The sequence below is a fragment of the Enterobacter cloacae complex sp. 2024EL-00711 genome, assembly GCF_047529885.1.
GTDB classification, from domain to species: Bacteria; Pseudomonadota; Gammaproteobacteria; order Enterobacterales; family Enterobacteriaceae; genus Enterobacter; species Enterobacter ludwigii.
This window is the reverse complement of record NZ_JBLIZC010000001.1, coordinates 710,365-732,642: the sequence shown is the minus strand read 5'-3', so window position 1 is coordinate 732,642 and position 22,278 is coordinate 710,365. Positions and strand designations below refer to the sequence as shown.

Sequence of the window (22,278 nt, the reverse complement as noted above, 5' to 3'; positions counted from 1 at the left end):
GAATAAGGGCCCCGGCAGGCCGGGGCGTGGGGATTACCACTGGTAACTCACAAAAATCTTACCGTTGCGTCCGTCCTGAGGAATGCCCTGAGGAGACCAGTACGCCTTGTCGAACGCGTTACCCAGCACCAGCGTCGTGGTTACCCCTTTGAGCTGCTCCTGGCCTTTATAGCTTACGTAGAAATCGTTAACCGCATAGCCCGGCTGTTCGCTGTAGCTACTGCTGATATGGGTTGAGCGATCGACGAAGGTGCCGATCCAGCCCACGGAGAAACCGCTTTGCGCCACCGGGATATCCAGCTTGCTGGTGACGGTATCCGGGTTGATGCTGGAGATATACTCGCCCGTATCGGTATCTTTTCCCCGGGTGCGGTTGTAGGCGACGTCGAGGTTGAACAGGTCGGCCGTGTATTTCGCCATCACGTCCCAGCCCCAGATTTTGGCGTGGGGAACGTTCATGGACATGGTGGTCGCAGCCGCAAAATCGACGCTGGTGGAGATGTAGTCTTTGGCTTTGGTGTCGAAGTAGCTGGCCTTGAATTCCAGCGCATCGTTAGCAAGCATGACGTCGTCAAAGCGCAGTCCGAAGCCAAACTCCTGCGTTTCATTGGTTTCCGGACGCAGGTTCGGGTTCGGTACCCAGTAGTTAGTGTAAAAGCGGCCGATGGAGAAGTGTTTGGCGTCGTTATACATTTCACCCATGGTCGGCGCACGGAAGGCCTGTGCGTAAGAGCCGAACAGCATCAGCCAGTCGGTCGGGCTGACGGTCAGTCCGGCACGGGAGGACCATCTGTCCGCGTTCACATCGTCGTATCCTTCGCTGCTCCCGCGGTAATTATCGTAACGGGTACCGCCGAGAAGCGTGACCGGCAGGTCGCGCAGGGTGATCTCGTCCTGCAGCCAGCCGGAGCTGAAATCGATTTTAGCCTCCGGGAAGCCGGTGGTGGTGCCCCCCGGATGTTGCTCCTGACGGTAGTATTCGCCGCCATAGGTCAGAAGATGTGAGGCAAACGTGTCGCTGAACAGACGGGTGCGGTTTTCCACTTTGCCACCTTTGGTGGTCTGCTTGCGAAACTCGCCGGTGCCGTCAATGTTCTGGGCGTTAATGCGCGCTTCAGACCAGTAGAGTTTCGCATCGGCATTCAGCCAGTCGTTGCCCTGGGGAGCCAGGTGATAGCCCAGCTGAGCGTCTCGCTGAATGGTGGAGCGATCGGTCATGGGATTGCTGCTGGCGTCTGCGGCGGGGGTTTGCGGGTTTTTTGGCTCCTGCGCCGCGTTATTGTAATAGCGCAGGGATCCGCTCAGGGTCTGGGCCGGGTCGATGGCCCAGCGGCCTTTTGCCAGCATGTTGTTGATGGATTCGTCATTCGGCGCTGTTCCACCGTCGCTCTGGCGCAGATCGCCGCGATCGCGGCTCGACCAGGCAACCAGTCCGTCCAGGGTTTCGGTACGCCCGTAAGCGCTGGCCCCCATGCCCAGACTGTGATCGCCCGTCGCGCCCGTACCAAACACGCGGTAGCCGCTGTTTTTTCCCGGTTCCAGCAGGTCATTTGCATCGGCGGTTTCATACGCGATCACGCCCCCCAGCGCGCCGCTGCCGTACAGTAAGGCTGACGGGCCGCGAACCACTTCGATACGTTTAATCAGAGCCGGGTCGAGGAACGTGCTGTTCAGGTGGCCAGTGTCGGTCCCCTGGCGCACGCCATCCACCAGCACCAGTACGCCGCGACGGTCGTAACCGCGCAGGTTGACGTCCTGACCGTTGGTGCGCCCGGTGCCGTCAAGCATCAGGCCTGGGACGTAGCGCAGCAGGTCGGCGGCGGAGCTGGCGGTCTGGTTTTCCGGGGCCGCGGTGTCAATCACGCTGACCATCATCGGGGCTTCGAAGGCGCTGCGGGCGTTGCCGGTGGCGATAACGGTCATGTCATCTGTGGCCGCAAACGCGACGCCCGGCAGGGCGCTGACAATGGATAGCGCAAGACAGGACGGGCGCAAAAATGCGGAATGCAGGTGTGGCATAGCAACTCTCCATAAAGAATCGAAAGCGCTGGCTGCCTGGGGATCACCTGGGTGGCTGGCGAAGGTATTGTGGTATTTATTTGGTGAGGATCAGCTTCCCGGCATGGGTCTGGCGCAACAGATAAAGCTGGCCGTCATGCTCGATGATCACGCGTCCCTCGTCCCCCAGCAGGCTTTTACTGTCGATCCGACGATCGGTGCGCGCTGGGGCAGGTGCTGTGTGTGTGTTTTCGGGCGTTGCCGCGTTGTTATCCGTACGTGACATAATGTTTATAAATAACAATCAATGTAACAATGATAATCATTATCAACAAAGTGAAAATTCACGGCAAGCGTTTTTGTGAAAAAACTGTGATGGGATCAAAACAGAAGCGGATGTGGCCGTGCGCGAACGTAGACCCTCTCCCGCAGGAGAGGGTAAGGTGAGGACTAAAAACGTGAATCGACCGCTGCCGCCAGTTTCTCCAGCAGCAGTTCGCTGTCTTCCCAGCTCAGGCACGGGTCGGTGATCGACTGGCCGTAAACCATTGGCTGTCCGGCTACGATTTTTTGCGTGCCTTCCCGAATAAAACTTTCGGCCATAATGCCCGCGATGGCGGTTGAACCGCTGACGATCTGCTGGCAGATCTCATCACACACGTCCAGCTGGCGGCGATGCTGTTTCTGGCAATTGCCGTGGCTGAAATCCACCACCAGGTGTTCCGGCAGGTCGAACTCGGCCAGCGTTTCACACGCCGCAGCAATATCTTGCGCGTGGTAATTAGGCTTTTTCCCGCCACGCATGATGATATGCCCGTATGGGTTGCCGCTGGTCTGATAAATGGTCATCTGACCGCGCTTATCCGGCGACAGGAACATATGGCTGGCACGCGATGCACGGATCGCGTCAACGGCAATTCGCGTGTTGCCATCGGTACCGTTTTTAAAACCAACCGGGCAGGAGAGGGCAGAGGCCATCTCACGGTGGATCTGACTTTCCGTGGTGCGCGCGCCGATAGCGCCCCAACTGATGAGATCGGCGATAAACTGTCCGGTCACCATATCGAGAAACTCGGTGGCCGTCGGTACGCCCAGCTCATTAACCTGCAAAAGTAGTTTACGCGCCAGCTCAATACCATAATTAACACGGTAGCTGCCGTTCAGGTCCGGGTCGGAAATCAGCCCTTTCCAGCCCACGACGGTGCGCGGTTTTTCAAAGTAGGTGCGCATGACAATTTCAAGGCGATGCTGGTACTTGTCCCGCAGTCCCTGAAGCCGTTTTGCGTAATCCATTGCGGCATCCAGATCGTGGATGGAGCAAGGGCCAATCACCACCAGAAGACGTTTGTCTTCGCCATTAAGGATTTTTTCAATGCGACGGCGGGATGCCGTGACATGTTCCGCTACACCCGCGGAAACAGGATGCCGCTGTGCCAGTTCAGCCGGTGTGACCAGGCTGTCAATGCGCGCAGTGCGGAGTTCATCGGTTTTATTCATGAAATGTCTCAGAAAAATTTTTGCTTCATCGGCAGACTACCGGGAAGTGATGGGCATCACCTTAAACCAATCCCTGCTGAATTCAAGTTCGGCGCGCCTGCGCGCCGAGGATGTGGTGATGATACCCGATTCTGAGTTATTGTACTAGCATGTTAGTACATGCGTCGGTTGAGCCCCATGATATCGAGGATTTTGGTGGCGATCTCTTCTACCGAATAGTTAGTGCTGTTTAGCCACGGGATCTGGTTTTTGCGGTACAGCGCTTCCACCTCGGAAACCTCCATTCGACACTGGCGCATTGAGGCGTAGCGGCTGTTCTCACGGCGTTCTTCACGTATTGCCGCCAGCCGTTCCGGGTTGATGGTCAGGCCAAACAGCTTGTGCTGGAGCGGCTTAAGGGCGGCTGGCAGCACCAGATTGTCCATGTCGTCAGCAATAAAGGGATAGTTGGCGGCGCGGATACCGAACTGCATCGCCAGGTAAAGGCTGGTCGGGGTTTTCCCGCAACGCGAGACGCCAAGCAGTATCACCTGCGCCTGGTCGAGGTTACGCAGCGAAATACCGTCGTCGTGCGCCAGGGTGTAATCAATGGCGGCGATACGCGCATCGTATTTGGTCAGGTTGCCGGGGTTCAGCCCATGCGTTCGGTGAGCGATAGGCGTCGGATCGAGTTTCAGTTCGCTCTGCAGCGGGGCCACCAGCGCCTGGACGATATCCTGACAAAACCCTTCACTTTGCAAAATAATCGCGCGAATTTCAGGGATCACGATGGAGTAGAAGACCAGCGGGCGGACCCCCGTCTGCTGGAAGATGGCGTCAATCTGGTCCTTCACCGCCTTTGCACGGCTCTCATTTTCCACAAACGGCAGCGTGATGCTGTTAATCGAAACGGGGAACTGCGACATCACCGCATGTCCCAGCACTTCGGCGGTAATCGCCGTACCATCAGAAATATAAAAAACGTGGCGATCGACAGCATTATCCATTTTACCCACCCTGAATATCGTACGTAATTGTCTGAAAGCATAAATTAAAAAAGTAAATTACACAGCAAAGAACTTATCCTAATTATAAATGAAACGGTGTTTTTGATTTTCCTGAAAAGTGGATTTCATTTTTCAATTAGCGACTTTATTTTTAGGGTTTTTGGCTGAATATATAGGAATCATCGGGTTAGCGGATGGTGGGAAAGTATCCGAAAAGTTGAAAATTTAAATTGCTTACACGATTCACCGTTTTTTTAGCGGAAATAATTATGCCAGTATAAATACGTAGTCAGGTGTTTCTTACTCCGATCAAATATCACAAAAGGATTGTTTCGATGTCCAACAATGGCTCGTCACCGCTGGTGCTTTGGTATAACCAACTCGGCATGAATGATGTAGACAGAGTTGGGGGCAAAAATGCCTCCCTGGGTGAAATGATTACAAATCTGTCGGGTATGGGTGTCTCCGTACCGAACGGGTTTGCCACAACCGCCGATGCCTTTAACCTGTTTTTAGACCAGAGCGGTGTAAACCAGCGCATTTATGACCTGCTGGATAAAACGGATATTGATGATGTGACCGAGCTTGCGAAAGCCGGTGCCCAAATCCGCCAGTGGATTATCGACACACCTTTCCAGCCGGAACTGGAAAAAGCCATTCACGAAGCCTACAACCAGCTATCAGCGGATGATGCCCAGGCGTCGTTTGCCGTGCGTTCTTCTGCCACCGCGGAAGATATGCCCGATGCGTCATTCGCCGGACAGCAGGAAACCTTCCTTAACGTCCAGGGTTATGACGCCGTGCTGGTGGCGGTGAAGCACGTCTTCGCGTCCCTGTTCAATGACCGCGCCATCTCTTACCGCGTGCACCAGGGCTATGACCATCGCGGCGTGGCGCTTTCTGCTGGCGTACAGCGCATGGTGCGCTCCGACGTGGGCTCTTCCGGCGTGATGTTCTCCATCGACACCGAATCCGGCTTCGACCAGGTGGTGTTCATCACCTCGGCGTGGGGTCTGGGTGAGATGGTAGTACAGGGCGCGGTGAACCCTGACGAATTCTACGTTCATAAGCCGACACTGGCCGCAAACCGTCCGGCGGTCGTTCGCCGCACGATGGGCTCGAAAAAAATCCGCATGATCTATGCCCCGACGCAGGAGCATGGCAAGCAGGTTAAGATTGAAGACGTACCGCAGGAAATGCGTGACCGTTTCTCCCTGACCGATGCAGAAGTGCAGGAGCTGGCGAAACAGGCGGTACAGATCGAAAAACACTACGGCCGTCCGATGGATATCGAATGGGCCAAAGATGGCAACACCGGCAAGCTGTTTATCGTGCAGGCGCGTCCGGAAACTGTCCGCTCCCGCGGTCAGGTGATGGAGCGTTATACCCTGCACGCACAGGGCAAAATCGTGGCGGAAGGCCGCGCGATTGGTCATCGCATCGGTGCCGGTCCTGTCAAAGTGATCCATGACATCAGCGAGATGAACCGTATTCAGCCAGGCGATGTGCTGGTGACCGACATGACCGACCCGGACTGGGAACCGATCATGAAGAAAGCGGCGGCCATCGTCACCAACCGCGGTGGCCGTACCTGCCACGCGGCAATCATCGCCCGTGAGCTGGGGATCCCTGCCGTTGTCGGTTGCGGTGACGCGACCGAGCGCATGAAGGACGATCAGAAAGTGACCGTCTCCTGTGCGGAAGGTGATACCGGTTACGTGTATGCCGATATTCTCGACTTCAGCGTGAAGAGTTCAAGCGTCGATACCATGCCGGATCTGCCGCTGAAGATCATGATGAACGTTGGTAACCCGGATCGTGCGTTTGACTTTGCCTGCCTGCCGAACGAAGGCGTTGGCCTGGCGCGTCTGGAATTTATCATCAACCGTATGATTGGCGTTCACCCGCGCGCGCTGCTGGAGTTTGACGACCAGGACGCGAAGCTGCAGAACGAAATCCGCGAGATGATGAAAGGTTACGACTCGCCAAAAGAGTTCTACGTCGGTCGTCTGACCGAGGGGATTGCCACGCTGGGCGCGGCGTTTTATCCGAAGCGCGTGATCGTGCGTCTGTCCGACTTTAAGTCAAACGAATACGCGAATCTGGTGGGGGGTGAGCGTTACGAGCCAGAAGAAGAGAACCCAATGCTCGGCTTCCGTGGCGCCGGACGTTATGTTTCTGACAGCTTCCGTGCCTGCTTCGCGCTGGAATGTGACGCCGTGAAGCGCGTGCGCAACGACATGGGACTGACCAACGTTGAGATCATGATCCCGTTCGTGCGTACCGTGGATCAGGCGAAAGCGGTGGTGGAGGAGCTGGCACGTCAGGGTCTGAAGCGCGGCGAAAACGGGCTGAAGATTATCATGATGTGTGAAATTCCGTCCAACGCCCTGCTGGCTGAGCAGTTCCTGGAGTACTTCGACGGCTTCTCTATCGGCTCGAACGACATGACGCAGCTGACGCTCGGTCTTGACCGTGACTCCGGCGTGGTCTCTGAACTGTTTGATGAACGTAACGAGGCGGTGAAAGCGCTGCTGTCGATGTCCATCCGTGCGGCGAAGAAACAGGGTAAATATGTCGGGATTTGCGGTCAGGGTCCGTCTGACCATGAAGACTTTGCCGCATGGCTGATGGAAGAGGGGATTGACAGCTTGTCTCTGAACCCGGACACCGTGGTGCAAACCTGGCTGAGCCTGGCCGAACTCAACAAGTAACGCCATCAGCACCAGAAAAAGGCGAGGATATATTCCTCGCCTTTTTTTATTTCATGCCTTATTTGCTCCCCATCACAAATAAAGTAAAAAACCAAATATCATAATTTGTCTGTTAATTTAGACAATTGTTAGCGCGCAAAGCGTTGCTAATACTTGAGCCTTACCGCGCATTTCCCTCGCTGATGCGCAACTGGTTGAAATACGTTTTAACCTGATAAAAAGGCAAATAACAATGACAATCTCCTCTGTATTGCGTACCAAAGATAAAATAGGTTATGGCTTAGGTGATATGGCCAGTGCGCTGGTCTGGCAAACGGCAACCTTATTTCTCGCCTATTTCTATACGGATGTTTTCGGTTTGCCGGCGGCCATCATGGGTACCATGTTTTTAGTGGTGCGCGTGGTGGATGCTTTTGTCGACCCTTGCATCGGCGCGCTGGTCGACCGCACCCAGACGCGGCACGGTCGCTTTCGTCCCTGGCTGCTGTGGTTTGCCATCCCATTTGGCGTAAGCTGCCTTATCACCTTCTATGTACCGGACGTCGGGCCGACGGCGAAAATCGTCTATGCCTGCGTTACTTACGCCATCTTAAGCCTTATTTATTCCGCGATTAACGTCCCGTATTGCGCCATGCCCGGGGCGCTGACGCTGGATCCGCGTGAGCGTCACTCGCTGCAGTCCTGGCGCTTCGGCCTGTCGTTCATCGGCGGGTTGATTGTGACGGTGATCGCCTTACCGCTGGTCTCGCTGTTAGGCCAGGGCAACGTTCAGAAAGGCTATTTCTATGCCATGAGCATGATGGGCCTGCTGGGTATTATTCTCTTCTTCTGCTGTTTCCTGATGACCCGCGAGCGTTATTCCCCGCGCAATGACACCTCGGGTTCGATGATCGGCGATTTAAAACTGCTGGCCGGAAATAGCCAGTGGCGAATTGTTTTCTTGTTTAATATTTTGCTGTTAACCGCAGTGGTGACGCGTGGTTCTGCCACCATGTATTACGTGAAATATGTGCTTCTGCGCCCGGAGCTGGTATTTGCCTTTATTGTTTCCGGGATGGTGGCGTCCTTAACGGGGGCATTATTATCTGAACGTCTGTTGGGGAAATTTGACCGCGTCCGCGCCTATCAGTGGACCATTATTTCCTTCGTGATTTTTGGCGCGCTGATTTTCTTCCTGCCGCCTTCGCAGATCTGGCTGATTTTTGGCCTCAACATTATCTTTAGCTTTATTCAGAACCTGACCACGCCGCTGCAGTGGACCATGTTCTCTGATGTGGTCGATTATGAGGAGCATCGCAGCGGCCGTCGTCTGGATGGTCTGGTCTTTTCTACCGCGCTGTTTGCCATCAAATTTGGTCTGGCGCTGGGCGGGGCGGTGGTCGGTTGGGTTCTCGGGATGGTGGATTATGCGCCCGGTCAGGCAACCCAGGCACCGCACGTGCTCTCTACCATTAATGCGCTCTTCACCCTCATCCCCTGCGTGCTGTTCCTCTGTATGGTCGCGCTGCTGACCATTTACAAACTCAACAGCAAGCTCGTCAATTCCATCGCCCGCGAGCTGGCCAGCAAACGCGAGGTGCGAGACGAGACAGGACAACTCACCCCGGCCACCCATTCCGCAATACAGGAGTAACACATGACTGCGATTTATAAGGACGCGGGACGTCCCGTGCATGAACGCGTCGCCGACCTACTGGCACGCATGACCCCGGAAGAGAAGTTCGCCCAGATGCATGCCTACTGGTTGATCCTCGATGAAAACGGTAACCACCGCGAACGCAGCGATCTGAGTGATGAATTCGCGGGCGTGAGCGAACAGGCTGCGCTTAGCGAACGGCTGAAACTGGGGGTGGGACAGATTACGCGTCCACTGGGCACCCATATTGTTGATGCGAAAACAGGCGTGCGTGCCGCTAACCGCCTGCAGCGCATGATGATGGAAGAGACGCGCCTCGGTATTCCGGCGCTGTTCCATGAAGAGTGCCTGGTGGGGCTGTTGTGCAAAGATGCCACGCTGTTCCCGTCGTCGCTGAACTACGGTTCGACCTGGAATCCGCAGCTGGTGCAGCGTGCGGCAGAACAGATTGGCAAAGAAGCACGCTCTGTTGGCTGCCAGCAGGGGCTGGCCCCGGTGCTGGATGTCTCTCGCGACGTTCGCTGGGGACGCACCGAAGAGACCTTCGGAGAAGACCCGTGGCTGGTGGGGGTGATGGCTACGGCATACGTGAAGGGTTTGCAGGGCGATAAGCGCGATCTTCTGGCAACGCTCAAACATTATGTGGGCCACTCCTTCAGCGAAGGGGCACGGAACCACGCGCCGGTGCATCTTGGCTTTAGCGAACTGAACGACACCTTCCTGCTGCCGTTTGAGATGGCGGTGAAGCTGGCCAATGCCGGTTCGGTGATGCCTGCCTATCACGATATCGATAACCAGCCCGGACACAGCGACCACTTCCTGATGACAACCGTGCTGCGTGAGCAGTGGGGGTTCGATGGGATCATCGTTGCGGACTATGGCGGCGTGAGCCTGCTGCACCAGCATCATGGCATCTCGCACGATGCCGCCGAATCTGCAGCGCTGGCCTTCAATGCCGGGCTGGATGTCGAATTGCCAAAAGATGATTGCGCGCGTCATCTGGCACTCGCCGTTGAGCGCGGACTGATTTCCATGGCGAAAGTCGATGAAATAGTGGCACGCGTCCTGACCGAAAAATTCCGTCTTGGCTTGTTTGAAAAACCGTATGCCGATGAACAGGGCATCGATTTGCAAAATGAGGCAACGCGTCAGGTTGCAAGGGAAGTGGCGACCCGTTCGCTGACGCTGCTTGAGAATAACGGCATTTTGCCCCTCGGCGGCAACCCTCGCGTGGCGGTCGTCGGGCCAACGGCAGACGATCCGCTGGCGCTCCTCAGCGGTTACAGTTTTCCGGTGCACTTAATTATTAGCGACATGGTGGAAGAGACCTCGCAGGTCACGACACCGCGCGCGGCGCTTGAGCAGTATCTGGGGGCCTCGCGGGTACGTTATGCCAAAGGCTGTCACATTATCGAAAAACGGATGGCGGGTGCGCCGGTGTTTCCGGGTGACAGCGGCGGTAAACCCATGCAGCAATCTCCGGTCTCGCAGCGTACCGACCTGATCCCTGAAGCCGTAAAAGCCGCACAGGAGAGTGACGTGGTGGTGGCCTGCGTTGGCGATCTCGCCGGGCTGTTCCAGAGCGGAACCGTCGGAGAGGGCTCTGATACCGACTCTCTGGATTTGCCGGGCGTACAGCAACAATTGCTGGCTGCGCTGGTGGCCACCGGCAAGCCGGTTATCGTGGTCATGACCGGCGGGAGGCCTTACAACCTTCAGGGGCTGGAAGATAACGTCGCCGCGCTGATGATGGCCTGGGCGCCAGGGCAGGAGGGCGGCTGGGCGATTGCGGATGTATTAACGGGCCGCGCTGAACCGCAGGGACGTCTGGTGGTCAGCGTGCCGAAAAGCGCGGGAGCAATGCCCTATTACTACAACCACAAGCTCAAAAGTGGCGGCACACCGTTCGCTTTCCATTTTGGCTCCCGCTATCCCTTTGGCTTCGGTCTCGGCTGGACGCAGTTTAGCTGGGGAACGGCGCGCGTGGCTGAACCCCGCGTTCCGATCGACGGCGAGGTGGTCGTAAGCCTGGATATCACCAATACCGGTGAGCGCAGCGGCAGCGAGGTGGTACAGGTCTATGTCCGGGATAACGTCGCCACGCAGGTGCGGCCACTGCAGGAGTTGAAGGCGTTCCAGCGCGTCACGCTCTCACCGGGTGAAACCGCCACGCTCACCTTTACGTTGCCCGTTGAGATGTTCAACTTTACCCGTCGTGACGGCAAACGGATCGTTGAGCCGGGTGAATTTGAGCTGCAGATTGGTGCATCGTCGGCGGATATTCGCGAGGTGGTGACGGTCAATGTGACCGGGGAAACCCGTGTATTGTCAACGGAATGGCGGATGCTTAGCACCTGTGACGTCAGCCGCGCGTAATCAGGATAAAAAAAAGCCCATCGTGGGAGATGGGCAAAGACTACACACAGCAATTCGTTGTTTCACTCAGGGGATTTCCATGCTTATAAATCAAGGTGTTGATTTATAACCGTGTCCTAATAGTAGGCATGTCAGCTTTTAGCGTCGATCAGATTCGTCTCAATAGTTAAAGAGACGTAAAGATTTCTTGAGGTTAATAGGGGACTTAGAGCCGTAATAGCGGGTCTGACCAGTGCGCAACGAATAAATACTTTAGCAACGTTTAAGTATTAAAGGGGAATATGTAGGCCGGGTACGCGACTGCGTTACCCGGCCTGTCCATTACTGCTTGTTCTTATCTTCCAGCTCTTCCAGTTCGCTCAAAATCACGTCCGGGTCCGTTCCCGGAGGCGGGATTTCGTGCACCCAGGCGGAGAACAGACGCCAGGTCACGGCCAGAAGCACCGGACCAATAAACAGACCAATCATCCCAAAGGCAATCAATCCACCAATTACGCCTGAGAGAATAAGGATCAGCGGCAGGTCTGCGCCCATGCGAATAAGGATGGGACGAATAACGTTATCCATGGTGCCGACCACGCAGCTCCAGACCAGCAGAACGGTGCCCCACGTGGTATCACCGGTCCAGTACAGCCAGATAATGCTGGGTACCAGCACCAGCAACGGACCCAGTTGCGCAAGGCAGGTCATCAGCATGACCACGGTGAAGACGGTGGCGTACGGCACGCCAGAAATCGCAAGACCAATACCGCCCAGCACCGCCTGAACCAGCGCCGTTACCACGACGCCAAGCGCAACCGCGCGCACGGCCTGCGCCGCCAGCAGAACCGCGGCATCACCCCGTTTACCCGCCAGGCGAGTGGCAAAATGACGCACGCCTAAAGCCACCTGCTCACCGCGCCAGTACAGCAGGGCGCTAAAGACCAGCATCAGCGTACAGTGCATCATAAAGCGGCCAATGTGCGCCGCCTGACCCACAAACCAGGTGGTGGTGGTGCCAATATACGGGCGCACTTTCGCCATCAGCGCGCTGCCACCCATCTCCAGCAGGCCATGCCAGCCGCTGTAAAGTTTTGCGCCAACAACCGGAATGCTGTTAAGCCAGGCGAGATCCGGCGGCGTCAGATCGCCACTGGTCACGGCGCGAATCACCGGGCCGCTGGAGTCGACAAGGCTGTTGACCAGCAACGCAACGGGAATAATGAACAGCAGGAACAACAGCAACGTCATCACCAGGACCGCCAGCCCACGACGTCCGAAGAGCAGTTTCTGTAACCGTAACAGTAAAGGCCAGGTGGCAACCACAACGGTTGCAGCCCAGGCGAAGCCGAGAATGAAGGGTTGAACGATCCACAAACACGCAATAATCATGAGGGCCAGGAACAGCACCGACAGCAAAATTTGCGCAACATCCCTGGGCTGGCGAAGATTGACCATAAATGAAACTTTCCTTAATTGAACACCAGCGTGGCTGGCGGGAACGGAAAACCGCGATTCTCTAATCATTAATGATTTCAGCGATTTTTGACAGGCGAATTCTGCCTGTAATTCTGCAGAGCGTATAAGAAAAAAATGTGATAAAACTTTTACGATACACGCAAACGATTTCACACCTCTAATTAGGGTCGACAGTAATGATCCCACAGATTTCTCAGGCACCTGGCGTCGTTCAGCTGGTGCTTAATTTTTTGCAGGCACTGGAGCAACAGGGTTTTACAGGGGATACCGCCACACATTATGCCGACAGGCTGACAATGGCGACCGACAACAGTATCTACCAGCTTCTTCCCGATGCAGTCGTGTTTCCCCGTTCAACGGCCGATGTGGCGCTTATTGCGCGACTGGCAACGCAGGAGCGATTTACCTCGCTGGTGTTCACGCCACGCGGCGGCGGCACCGGCACCAATGGTCAGGCGCTGAACCAGGGCATCATCATTGATATGTCGCGCTATATGAACCGCATCATTGAGATCAATCCCGAAGAAGGATGGGTGCGTGTCGAAGCGGGCGTCATCAAAGATCAGCTTAACCAGTACCTCAAGCCTTATGGTTACTTCTTTGCCCCCGAGCTCTCTACCAGCAACCGTGCGACAATCGGTGGGATGATTAACACCGATGCCTCCGGGCAGGGGTCGCTGGTCTACGGTAAAACCTCCGATCACGTTCTTGGCGTGCGCGCGGTGCTGCTGGGCGGCGATATCCTGGATACCCAGCCGATGCCGGTCGAACTGGCGGAAACGCTGGGTAAAGACAACACGGCCAACGGGTGGATTTACCGCACCGTGCTTGAGCGCTGTCGCGATAACCGCCAGCTGATCCTCGACAAATTCCCTAAACTGAACCGCTTCTTAACCGGCTACGATCTGCGTCATGTCTTTAACGATGACCTGACGCAGTTTGATTTAACCCGCGTGCTGACCGGCTCCGAAGGGACGCTGGCATTTATTACCGAGGCACGGCTGGATATTACGCCGCTGCCGAAAGTGCGTCGGCTGGTGAACGTTAAATACAATTCCTTCGATTCTGCCCTGCGAAATGCGCCCTTTATGGTTGACGCGCGGGCGCTGTCGGTGGAAACCGTCGACTCCAAAGTGCTTAATCTGGCTCGGGAAGACATCGTCTGGCACTCGGTGAGTGAGCTTATCACCGATGTACCTGATAAAGAGATGTTGGGTCTCAACATCGTTGAATTTGCCGGCGATGACGAAGCGCTGATTGAAAGCCAGGTCACCACGCTCTGTCAGCGGCTGGACGAACTCATTGCAGCAGGCGAAGGTGGGGTGATTGGCTGGCAGCTTTGCAGCGAACTCTCCGGCATTGAGCGTATTTACGCGATGCGTAAAAAAGCGGTGGGGCTGCTGGGCAACGCGAAGGGGGCTGCCAAACCGATTCCCTTTGCTGAAGACACCTGCGTCCCGCCTGAGCATCTGGCGGATTACATCGTTGAGTTCCGCGCCCTGCTGGACAGCCACGGTCTGAGCTATGGCATGTTCGGCCACGTGGATGCCGGGGTGCTGCACGTGCGTCCGGCGCTGGACATGTGCGATCCGCAGCAGGAGATCCTGATGAAGCAGATCTCCGACGATGTGGTGGCGTTGACCGCGAAATATGGCGGTCTGCTCTGGGGAGAACACGGGAAAGGGTTCCGCGCGGAGTACAGCCCGGCGTTCTTCGGTGAAGCGCTCTACGCTGAACTGCGTAAGGTCAAAGCGGCATTCGATCCGGATAACCGTCTCAACCCGGGTAAAATTTGCCCGCCAGAGGGCGTCGATGCCCCAATGCTGCAGGTGGACGCCGTCAAGCGCGGCACCTATGACAGACAAATCCCGATTGCGGTGCGCGCCTCCTGGCGCGGTGCAATGGAGTGTAACGGTAACGGTCTGTGTTTCAACTTCGACGTGAAAAGCCCAATGTGCCCGTCGATGAAAATTACCAGTAACCGTATTCACTCGCCCAAAGGCCGCGCAACGCTGGTCCGCGAATGGCTGCGTCTGCTGGCCGACCGCGGGGTTGATCCGCTGAAGCTGGAACAGGAATTACCGGAAAAACGCGCCAGTCTACGCTCGCTGATTGAACGTACCCGCAACAGCTGGCATGCGAACAAAGGCGAGTATGATTTCTCCCACGAGGTGAAGGAGGCCATGTCCGGCTGCCTGGCCTGTAAAGCCTGCTCAACCCAGTGTCCGATCAAGATTGATGTGCCGGAGTTTCGCTCACGCTTCCTGCAGCTTTACCATACCCGCTATCTGCGTCCAATGCGTGACCATCTGGTGGCGACGGTGGAGAGCTATGCCCCGCTGATGGCGCGTGCGCCGAAGACTTTTAACTTCTTCATCAATCAGCCGCTGGTGCGAAAGCTTTCCGAAAAACATATCGGGATGGTGGACCTGCCGCTGCTGTCAGTCCCTTCGCTACAGCGTCAGCTCGTGGGGCACCGCTCGGCGAACATGACGCTGGAGCAGCTTGAGGCGCTGACCCCTGAGCAGAAAGCCAATGTGGTGCTGGTGGTGCAGGATCCGTTTACCAGCTACTACGATGCCAAGGTGGTAGCCGATTTTATCCGTTTGGTAGAAAAACTGGGCTATCAGCCGGTGGTACTGCCGTTCTCACCAAACGGCAAAGCGCAGCACATTAAAGGTTTCCTTACCCGTTTTGCGAAAACGGCGCGGAAAACCGCTGACTTCCTCAACCGGGTGGCGCAGCTAGGGATGCCGATGGTCGGTGTCGATCCGGCGCTGGTGCTCTGCTACCGCGATGAGTATAAGCAGACGCTGGGGGAGCAACGCGGTGATTTCCACGTCATGCTGGTGCACGAGTGGCTGCCGGCGGCGCTGCAACAGGCGACCGTGAAGGATGTGAGCGGTGAATCGTGGTATCTGTTCGGCCACTGCACGGAAGTGACGGCACTGCCGGGCGCACCCGCGCAGTGGGCGTCCATCTTTGCCCGCTTCGGCGCGAAGCTTGAGAGCGTCAACGTGGGCTGCTGCGGCATGGCAGGTACCTACGGGCACGAAGTGAAAAACCACGCGAACTCGCTCGGTATCTATGAGTTGTCGTGGCATCAGGCGATGCAGCGTTTACCGAGGAACCGCTGTCTGGCCACGGGCTACTCCTGCCGAAGCCAGGTGAAACGGGTTGAAGGGAACGGGGTGCGTCACCCATTACAGGCCTTACTGGAGATAATTGGATGATCTGGAAACGAGCCGTGACGCTGCAGGCGCTGAATGCCATGGGCGAGGGGAATATGGTAGGGCTGCTGGACATTCAGTTCACGCGTATTGGCGAGGATGAACTGGAGGCCACGATGCCTGTCGATCATCGCACGCATCAGCCGTTTGGTTTATTGCATGGCGGCGCATCCGTCGTGCTGGCCGAAACCCTGGGGTCCGTGGCGGGTTATCTTTGCACCGAAGGGGAGCAAAAGGTCGTCGGGCTGGAGGTGAACGCGAACCATATTCGCTCGGTGCGAAGTGGACGGGTGCGCGGCGTTTGTCGCGCGCTACACGCCGGTAGCCGCCATCAGGTGTGGCAGATTGACATTCTTGACGAGCAGGATCGGCTCTGCTGCTCGTCGCGACTGACGACGGCGGTCGTGTAAAGTTTTCAGATGTTTTGCCTTTGGTCAAAAACTAGCCAGCCTCTTGTGATATACTGGTCAGGTTTTGTACATAAGCGAGGACATCATGGATACTGAAATAACCCCAACACAGCTGGCAATTGAATATTTACGTCGTGATAAAAGCAACTTGTCTCCGGCGCAGTACCTGAAAAAGCTGAAACAGCTTGAACTGGAGTTCACAGATTTGCTGGCGCTCTCTTCAAATGAGCTTAAAGAAGAGATCTACTTTGCCTGGCGGTTGGGCGTTCACGTCCATTGATCGTGACAGTAAAAAAAGGCCGCGTCAGCGGTCTTTTTTTTATCTGACGTTCAGTACCGGGCAGGCAGTTTATTGATTTTAACGAGCCTGCCTTCTTCTATCTCAATGAACCCGCCTGTTTTCAAATCCGCCAGAATACGCATCACCCCGCTGCGCGACAGCTGGGTTTTTTCGCGAATATACCGCTCTGCGGTGATGGCGTTGCGATAACTCTCATCTTCATCCATCAGCTTTATCAATTGCTGGCGAATCATCTCATAGGCCGTGGGCGCGCCCTGAGGCATCACATTATTGTATAGCCGGTTATAAACAAACATCAGGTGCTTAGACAACAACCCCCATAACCCATTCTCTTTGATAACGGCTTCTACCTGAGCGGTGGTAAGCATACCCGTCAGGCAGGGGGTCACGGTTTTAAGATAATCATTGAAGTAGATGTCTGTCAGATTGGCGAGGCCAAAAAGCGCCGGGCTACGTGCGGTGGTGAGCATCATGTTGTCGCTTCTGCGGTAGATAGCAACGGTGCCTTCGAGGATCAAATAGCACACGCTCTGGCCATTCACCTGGAGATCCAGCTGTTCGCCGGGAGCGACATTGCGCGTGGTACAGTAGGGTTGCAGGAATGAAATCAGTTCTCGCGCGTAAGGAGAACCACGATGCGTTTTTTCAGTAGAGGACATAACCTATAACCCGTAGCGATAACCCCCCTGATTATAGCGTTACTCCTTATTGTAAACACGAGGCCAATCAGTATTTACGTGGTAAATGACGGATTTCCAGCAGCACGCCACGCTCCATCGTGATGTACTTTCCGGTACGCAGTTCCGCGAGAATACGCATAATCCCACTGCGTGAAAGGTAGGTTCGACTCTTGATATACGCTGCCGCCGTGATGTTTTTCCGTACGGCATCTGGCTCCTGCATCAGTTCGACCAGCTGAAACCGGATAATGTCATAGGCTGACATCTGCGATATTTGCGCGCAGTGCTCGTATACCCGGGAGGCGGTATAGATGAGTAGCTTTGAAAAGTGTTCCCATAAGTTTTTTTCCGCCACGATCTTATTAAAATTATCCAGAGAGACATGCGCTATTTCGGAGGTTTCAAGCGCTCTGACGTACAGATGTTCAGAGGAGAACTGGCTGCTGACACCCAGAATAAAAGGCGAGGACTCTGAGTTTAAAACAATACCATCGCCACGACGATGCAGCGCAACGCTGCCGTGTAACAGCAAAAAACAGAGGCGAACATCATTATTGTGATACTGAATAATTTCGCCTTTCGCGAGAATATGCCTTTCCGTAAAAGGCAGCACAGTACTGATTAACTTATCAATATGGGCATACGGCTTTAAATCCAGTACGGTAGATTTTACATCGGTGAGGACCGCTGTCATTCGCGTGTTCATAAGGTGCTCCACTGCTTTCATTGCGATCATGGGTGACCGGCGTAGAGAATTATCTTAAAAAACAGCGACTACGGGAATATGCAGCACAGGTCTAAAAGTAGACTTTCAATATTATCCTGACTAACATTTTGAATTTAATGATCTTAACACTCCGGTCTATTAATAGACTGCCTGTTATATGCATAAGGTATTCCTTATTTACAATGTTTTATTTTTGTTAATTACGGGTCTACGGAAAGACTCCGAAAATGATTGTCGACGTCAACGGAGTTGTATAAATTTTATTTCATCGACAGCAAGTCATATGCGTCTTCAGACGTTTAATGAAATAAAGTTATTTCATTTTTTTCGCTGCTGTCTGTAAAAGGCAAAACATTAAGCGGGTGAAAAAACCGACGCGTCTTTTTGTCTGAATGTTAATAATAAATAAAGTGATACAGGATATAGCATGATGAAAAAAACACTTCTTCTGGCAACGATCGCAGCAGGTTCCGTACTGACAATGGCCAATGCGTTTGCCGCTGCAGGTACCGTTAATTTTAACGGAAATATTCTGGATTCTGCCTGTGATGTTGATGTGGCATCGCAGAACCAGGTGGTTGTACTTGGGGATTATTATAAAACAGAGTTTACCGCGACGGGGGCGAGAACCGCGGCAACGAAATTCGATATTATTTTGAAAAACTGTCCGGTCTCGGTCACGAATGCCAAAGTGCGCTTTGACGGTACTCCGGATGCGTCTAATAGCAATCTTCTGGCGATTGACACCTCCGTGGCGGGGGCTGCAACGGGCGTGGCGATCAATCTGATGACCGCGGATAAAGCCGACCTGCCTCTGCATGGCAGCAATGGTTACACCTACATGCTCAGCAGCTCCGCAGACAATACGCTCAATTTCTATGCTCAGTATATTTCGACCACGGCCAGCGTCACGGCGGGCCCGGCGAATTCTGTCGCCAACTTCTCGGTGGTTTATAACTAGCTCTTTTGCCTGAACGTCGGGGCCGCCCCGGCCCCCAATTTTATGAGGAACAGAATGTATTTTTTCAGAACCCCTTTACTGGCAACAGCGTTGTTATCTCTGATGCTGTCAACGGCTCATGCCGGCGTCATTATTGGTGGTACGCGCATTATTTTTGATGGCGCTAAAAAGGAAACGTCACTCAGTGTGAATAACCCTGATGGTACGCCGTATTTAATTCAGTCATGGATCGACGTGCAGGAAGGGGCGTCAGGCAAGGTGCCTTTTATTATTACGCCGCCTTTGTATCGTCTGGATGGCGGGCAAAAAAACGTTGAGCGCATCGTGATGACGGGGGCACTGCCTCAGGATCGGGAAAGTTTATTCTGGCTGAATATTAAAGCGATTCCGTCTGCCTCAACGCAGATGAACGCATTACAAATTGCGGTTAAAACGCGCATCAAACTGATTTATCGGCCCGCTGAGCTGCACGCGTCCACGCCTGACGAACAGGCCAGTCAATTACGCTGGCGCAGAACCGGGAATGAACTTCAGGTTAATAACCCGACCGCATATGTCATCAATTTTAATGAAATCACCCTTGGAGGTAAAAAAATCGATGACGTGTCGTATGTCTTACCCGGTGGCTCAGTCCGTTTCACGTTACCGCAAGGGGCCAGCGGCAGTGTACTGACGTTTAAAGTGATTAATGACTTCGGCAGCCCTGGGGGCGCGCATCAGGCAACCTTATAACCGGTGAAACGCGGGCATTGCCTGTCATAAATGAGTTAAAAGCGATGGCAATACACTATTTTCGGGCTCGACCTGCACCCCTGGCGACAGTGATCGGATTAATACTTGCAGGTTCATCGCAGGCGCTTTTTGCCGGTGAGACATTTAATGCCGAACTGGTTGAACTTGATAATCCAGGAAGAGGGAGAACGGATTTATCGGCATTTGAATCCGGATCGCAGGCACCCGGCACCTATCACGTCGATATTGTTCTTGATGACCAGCTAATGGCGACCCGCGATATCACCTTTACTGCAGTAAAAGACGAAAAGGGCAATGACGACCTCCGGCCGTGCCTGAGTCTTGACCAGTTAAAACAGTGGGGCGTAAGAACCACGCTTTTCCCGCAGCTGGCGGCGAACAACGGTGAATGCGCAAACCTTCAGGCGATCCCGCAGGCCAGTAGCGATTTTCAGTTTGGCGCACAGCGGCTGGTGATCAGCATTCCTCAGGCCGCCATCGACCTGCCAGCCAGGGACGCGGTTCCGCCAGAGATGTGGGATGAGGGGATTAATGCCGCCATGCTTAATTACAGTCTGAGCGGCGCAAACGCGTGGGCGAAGAACACTCGCGGCAGCCAGAATGATAGCCAGTACGCCAACCTGCGCCCCGGGGTCAATATCGGGCCGTGGCGCTTACGTAATTACACCACCTGGTCACGGGATTCCACCGGTGAGGATCGGTGGGACAACGTGTATACCTATGCGCAGCGCGCCGTTATTCCGCTGAAAGCACAGCTGATTATTGGGGACAGTACCGCACCGGCGGATGTTTTCGACAGTATGCCATTTCGCGGCGGTCAGCTGGCCTCGGATGATGACATGCTGCCGGACTCTCTTAAAGGTTATGCGCCCGTGGTCCGCGGCATCGCGCGAACCAATGCGCAGGTGGTGGTCCGCCAGAATGGTTATCAAATTTATCAAAGCTACGTGGCGCCAGGCGCGTTTGAAATCTCGGACATGTATCCCACCGGCGGCGCAGGCGATCTGGATGTGACCATCAAAGAGGCTGACGGGAGTGAGCAGCATTTCACGCTGCCTTATGCCTCGCTGCCGGTCCTGCAGCGGGAAGGACGCCTGAAGTATGCGGTGACGGCCGGGCAGTATCGCGCCTACAACAGCCGCGTGGAGAAAACGTCTTTTGGTCAAATCACCGGTATTTATGGGATTCAGCACGGCATCACCGTTTACGGCGGGATGCAGGGGTCTGATAAATACCGTTCAGTGGCGTTTGGCATCGGTAAAAACATGGGGGATATCGGCGCGATCTCTTCCGACGTGACCCAGGCCTGGTCAACGCCGAATAACACCGACAAAACATCCGGTCAGTCCTTGCGCGCGCGTTACAGCAAAAATATGGCGAAGACCGGGACAAACTTTTCAATTGCGGGATACCGATATTCAACCCGTGGCTATTACGGGATGCAGGACGTGCTGGATTCCTACGGCGACAGCAGCGCCCTGCAGGATCGGCGGCGTAACCGTGCTGAACTGACCATGAGCCAGACGCTGGGCGGCGCACTGGGTTCACTGACGCTCAGCGCCGCACGCGAAGATTACTGGAATTCTGGTCAGGCGATGGCCTCCTGGAGCGTGGGCTACAACAATGACTGGAACAACGTCAGTTACGGTTTGACCTGGACCTACAGCAAGAATGGACGCGGGAGCGCGCAAAACGCGGACCACGATCGGTTGCTGGCCTTTAACGTCAGCGTACCGTTGGACAAATTCCTGCCGCGTACCTGGGCTAACTATGGCATGAACGCCAGTAAGCACAACGGCACGACGCACATGGTCGGGCTGAACGGCGTGTCTCTGGAAAACAGCGCCCTGAACTGGAACGTGCAGCAAGGTTATGGCACACAGGGCACGGGAAATACCGGCAACCTGAACGGCGACTATAAAGGCACCTATGGCGAAATTGTCGCGGGCTACAGCTACGACAAACACAACGAGCGCCTGAATTACGGGTTGCAGGGGGGCGTCATTGCTCACCGTGACGGCATCACGCTTTCGCAGCCGCTCGGTGAAACCAATATCCTGGTGAAAGCGCCGGGTGCACACGGTGTCGATATTCGCAATCAACCCGGGGTTCGTACGGATTACCGTGGGTATACGGTGGTTAATAATCTGTCGGTATACCGAAAAAACGACATCACTCTTGAGCCGGAAACTATGCCGGATGACGTGGAGCTTGAGATTAATACGCGCACCGTAACACCGACCCGCGGGGCGATAGTGGAAGCCGATTATGTGTCTAAAATCGGGCGCCGGGTGCTAATGACCCTCTCCGATGGGCAGTATGCCGTTCCGTTTGGTGCGGTCGTCACGCTCAAAGGCGACAGCAACAGCAGCTTTATTGTGGGCGACCGTGGTCAGGTCTATTTAACGGGACTGCCCGGACAGGGAGAAATCGTGGCAACCTGGGGAAATCAACCCGGTCAGCAGTGCCGCGCGCAGTTTAGCCTGCCTGCACAACCCACCTACGGCGGAATAACCGACGTTAACGCGCTTTGCCGCCAGGAAGGTTAAAA

The 22,278-nt window shown here is 55.0% G+C and carries 16 protein-coding genes and 1 other RNA gene; 9 read left to right on the top strand and 8 right to left on the bottom strand.

Annotation, left to right across the window (positions count from 1 at the left end; all coding sequences use genetic code 11):
* Positions 1-33: 33 nt before the first annotated feature.
* The 4 genes from ACMVME_RS03580 to ppsR form a co-directional block, all read right to left on the bottom strand.
* On the bottom strand, positions 34-2,019 hold the full coding sequence (locus tag ACMVME_RS03580; protein WP_040017272.1) for a TonB-dependent hemoglobin/transferrin/lactoferrin family receptor: 1,986 nt from the start codon (positions 2,017-2,019) through the stop codon (positions 34-36).
* Between the two features lie 76 nt (positions 2,020-2,095).
* Positions 2,096-2,284: a hemin uptake protein HemP gene (gene hemP / locus ACMVME_RS03575; RefSeq protein WP_020884389.1), complete on the bottom strand. Its 189-nt coding sequence runs from the start codon at positions 2,282-2,284 to the stop codon at positions 2,096-2,098.
* A gap of 164 nt (positions 2,285-2,448) precedes the next feature.
* Positions 2,449-3,495: a 3-deoxy-7-phosphoheptulonate synthase AroH gene (aroH, locus tag ACMVME_RS03570; protein ID WP_025204385.1), complete on the bottom strand. Its 1,047-nt coding sequence runs from the start codon at positions 3,493-3,495 to the stop codon at positions 2,449-2,451.
* 152 nt (positions 3,496-3,647) lie between these two features.
* Positions 3,648-4,481, bottom strand: coding sequence for a posphoenolpyruvate synthetase regulatory kinase/phosphorylase PpsR (gene ppsR, locus ACMVME_RS03565; protein WP_020884387.1), 834 nt, complete (start codon positions 4,479-4,481; stop codon positions 3,648-3,650).
* A 335-nt stretch (positions 4,482-4,816) separates the two neighbouring features.
* Between ppsR and ppsA the strand changes: the two genes are divergently transcribed.
* From ppsA to ACMVME_RS03550, 3 genes are all read left to right on the top strand, one after another.
* Positions 4,817-7,195 (top strand): phosphoenolpyruvate synthase, encoded by a 2,379-nt coding sequence (gene ppsA / locus ACMVME_RS03560; RefSeq protein ID WP_020884386.1) that lies wholly within the window; start codon positions 4,817-4,819, stop codon positions 7,193-7,195.
* A gap of 232 nt (positions 7,196-7,427) precedes the next feature.
* Entirely contained in the window at positions 7,428-8,828 is a 1,401-nt protein-coding gene (locus ACMVME_RS03555) for an MFS transporter (protein ID WP_020884385.1), read from the top strand.
* A gap of 3 nt (positions 8,829-8,831) precedes the next feature.
* Complete coding sequence (locus ACMVME_RS03550) at positions 8,832-11,207, top strand: glycoside hydrolase family 3 N-terminal domain-containing protein (protein ID WP_228175595.1); 2,376 nt, start codon at positions 8,832-8,834, stop codon at positions 11,205-11,207.
* A 5-nt stretch (positions 11,208-11,212) separates the two neighbouring features.
* On the opposite strand, the gene rprA is transcribed toward ACMVME_RS03550, so the two are convergent.
* Positions 11,213-11,320: antisense sRNA RprA (gene rprA / locus ACMVME_RS03545), an RNA gene on the bottom strand.
* 208 nt (positions 11,321-11,528) lie between these two features.
* On the bottom strand, positions 11,529-12,644 hold the full coding sequence (ydiK, locus tag ACMVME_RS03540) for an AI-2E family transporter YdiK (protein ID WP_020884383.1): 1,116 nt from the start codon (positions 12,642-12,644) through the stop codon (positions 11,529-11,531).
* 197 nt (positions 12,645-12,841) lie between these two features.
* On the opposite strand from ydiK, the gene ACMVME_RS03535 reads away from it, so the two are divergent.
* From ACMVME_RS03535 to ACMVME_RS03525, 3 genes are all read left to right on the top strand, one after another.
* Entirely contained in the window at positions 12,842-15,898 is a 3,057-nt protein-coding gene (locus tag ACMVME_RS03535) for an FAD-binding and (Fe-S)-binding domain-containing protein (RefSeq protein ID WP_251858850.1), read from the top strand.
* Positions 15,895-16,305 (top strand): 1,4-dihydroxy-2-naphthoyl-CoA hydrolase, encoded by a 411-nt coding sequence (gene menI / locus ACMVME_RS03530; protein WP_020884381.1) that lies wholly within the window; start codon positions 15,895-15,897, stop codon positions 16,303-16,305. The genes ACMVME_RS03535 and menI overlap by 4 nt, the downstream gene beginning before the upstream one ends.
* Before the next feature lie 85 nt (positions 16,306-16,390).
* The gene (locus tag ACMVME_RS03525; RefSeq protein WP_003857766.1) at positions 16,391-16,585 is read left to right on the top strand and encodes a YdiH family protein; all 195 of its coding nucleotides are present in this window, start codon (positions 16,391-16,393) and stop codon (positions 16,583-16,585) included.
* Between the two features lie 50 nt (positions 16,586-16,635).
* On the opposite strand, the gene ACMVME_RS03520 is transcribed toward ACMVME_RS03525, so the two are convergent.
* Both ACMVME_RS03520 and ACMVME_RS03515 read right to left on the bottom strand, forming a co-directional pair.
* Entirely contained in the window at positions 16,636-17,265 is a 630-nt protein-coding gene (locus tag ACMVME_RS03520; RefSeq protein WP_047357321.1) for a helix-turn-helix domain-containing protein, read from the bottom strand.
* 67 nt (positions 17,266-17,332) lie between these two features.
* Positions 17,333-17,992: a winged helix-turn-helix transcriptional regulator gene (locus tag ACMVME_RS03515; RefSeq protein WP_025204381.1), complete on the bottom strand. Its 660-nt coding sequence runs from the start codon at positions 17,990-17,992 to the stop codon at positions 17,333-17,335.
* A 451-nt stretch (positions 17,993-18,443) separates the two neighbouring features.
* Between ACMVME_RS03515 and ACMVME_RS03510 the strand changes: the two genes are divergently transcribed.
* From ACMVME_RS03510 to ACMVME_RS03500, 3 genes are read left to right on the top strand one after another with little or no spacing between them, the layout of a single operon-like run.
* Entirely contained in the window at positions 18,444-18,974 is a 531-nt protein-coding gene (locus tag ACMVME_RS03510) for a fimbrial protein (RefSeq protein WP_020884377.1), read from the top strand.
* A gap of 54 nt (positions 18,975-19,028) precedes the next feature.
* Complete coding sequence (locus tag ACMVME_RS03505; RefSeq protein ID WP_020884376.1) at positions 19,029-19,706, top strand: molecular chaperone; 678 nt, start codon at positions 19,029-19,031, stop codon at positions 19,704-19,706.
* 44 nt (positions 19,707-19,750) lie between these two features.
* A complete protein-coding gene (locus ACMVME_RS03500) occupies positions 19,751-22,276 on the top strand; it encodes a fimbria/pilus outer membrane usher protein (protein ID WP_414743386.1) in 2,526 nt (841 codons plus the stop codon).
* The last annotated feature ends 2 nt before the right edge of the window (positions 22,277-22,278 follow it).

Coding starts and splice junctions, on each gene's coding strand:
- ACMVME_RS03580 (WP_040017272.1), bottom strand. CDS start 2,019: ATGCCACACCTGCATTCCGCATTTTTGCGCCCGTCCTGTCTTGCGCTA.
- hemP (WP_020884389.1), bottom strand. CDS start 2,284: ATGTCACGTACGGATAACAACGCGGCAACGCCCGAAAACACACACACA.
- aroH (WP_025204385.1), bottom strand. CDS start 3,495: ATGAATAAAACCGATGAACTCCGCACTGCGCGCATTGACAGCCTGGTC.
- ppsR (WP_020884387.1), bottom strand. CDS start 4,481: ATGGATAATGCTGTCGATCGCCACGTTTTTTATATTTCTGATGGTACG.
- ppsA (WP_020884386.1), top strand. CDS start 4,817: ATGTCCAACAATGGCTCGTCACCGCTGGTGCTTTGGTATAACCAACTC.
- ACMVME_RS03555 (WP_020884385.1), top strand. CDS start 7,428: ATGACAATCTCCTCTGTATTGCGTACCAAAGATAAAATAGGTTATGGC.
- ACMVME_RS03550 (WP_228175595.1), top strand. CDS start 8,832: ATGACTGCGATTTATAAGGACGCGGGACGTCCCGTGCATGAACGCGTC.
- ydiK (WP_020884383.1), bottom strand. CDS start 12,644: ATGGTCAATCTTCGCCAGCCCAGGGATGTTGCGCAAATTTTGCTGTCG.
- ACMVME_RS03535 (WP_251858850.1), top strand. CDS start 12,842: ATGATCCCACAGATTTCTCAGGCACCTGGCGTCGTTCAGCTGGTGCTT.
- menI (WP_020884381.1), top strand. CDS start 15,895: ATGATCTGGAAACGAGCCGTGACGCTGCAGGCGCTGAATGCCATGGGC.
- ACMVME_RS03525 (WP_003857766.1), top strand. CDS start 16,391: ATGGATACTGAAATAACCCCAACACAGCTGGCAATTGAATATTTACGT.
- ACMVME_RS03520 (WP_047357321.1), bottom strand. CDS start 17,265: ATGTCCTCTACTGAAAAAACGCATCGTGGTTCTCCTTACGCGCGAGAA.
- ACMVME_RS03515 (WP_025204381.1), bottom strand. CDS start 17,992: ATGAACACGCGAATGACAGCGGTCCTCACCGATGTAAAATCTACCGTA.
- ACMVME_RS03510 (WP_020884377.1), top strand. CDS start 18,444: ATGAAAAAAACACTTCTTCTGGCAACGATCGCAGCAGGTTCCGTACTG.
- ACMVME_RS03505 (WP_020884376.1), top strand. CDS start 19,029: ATGTATTTTTTCAGAACCCCTTTACTGGCAACAGCGTTGTTATCTCTG.
- ACMVME_RS03500 (WP_414743386.1), top strand. CDS start 19,751: ATGGCAATACACTATTTTCGGGCTCGACCTGCACCCCTGGCGACAGTG.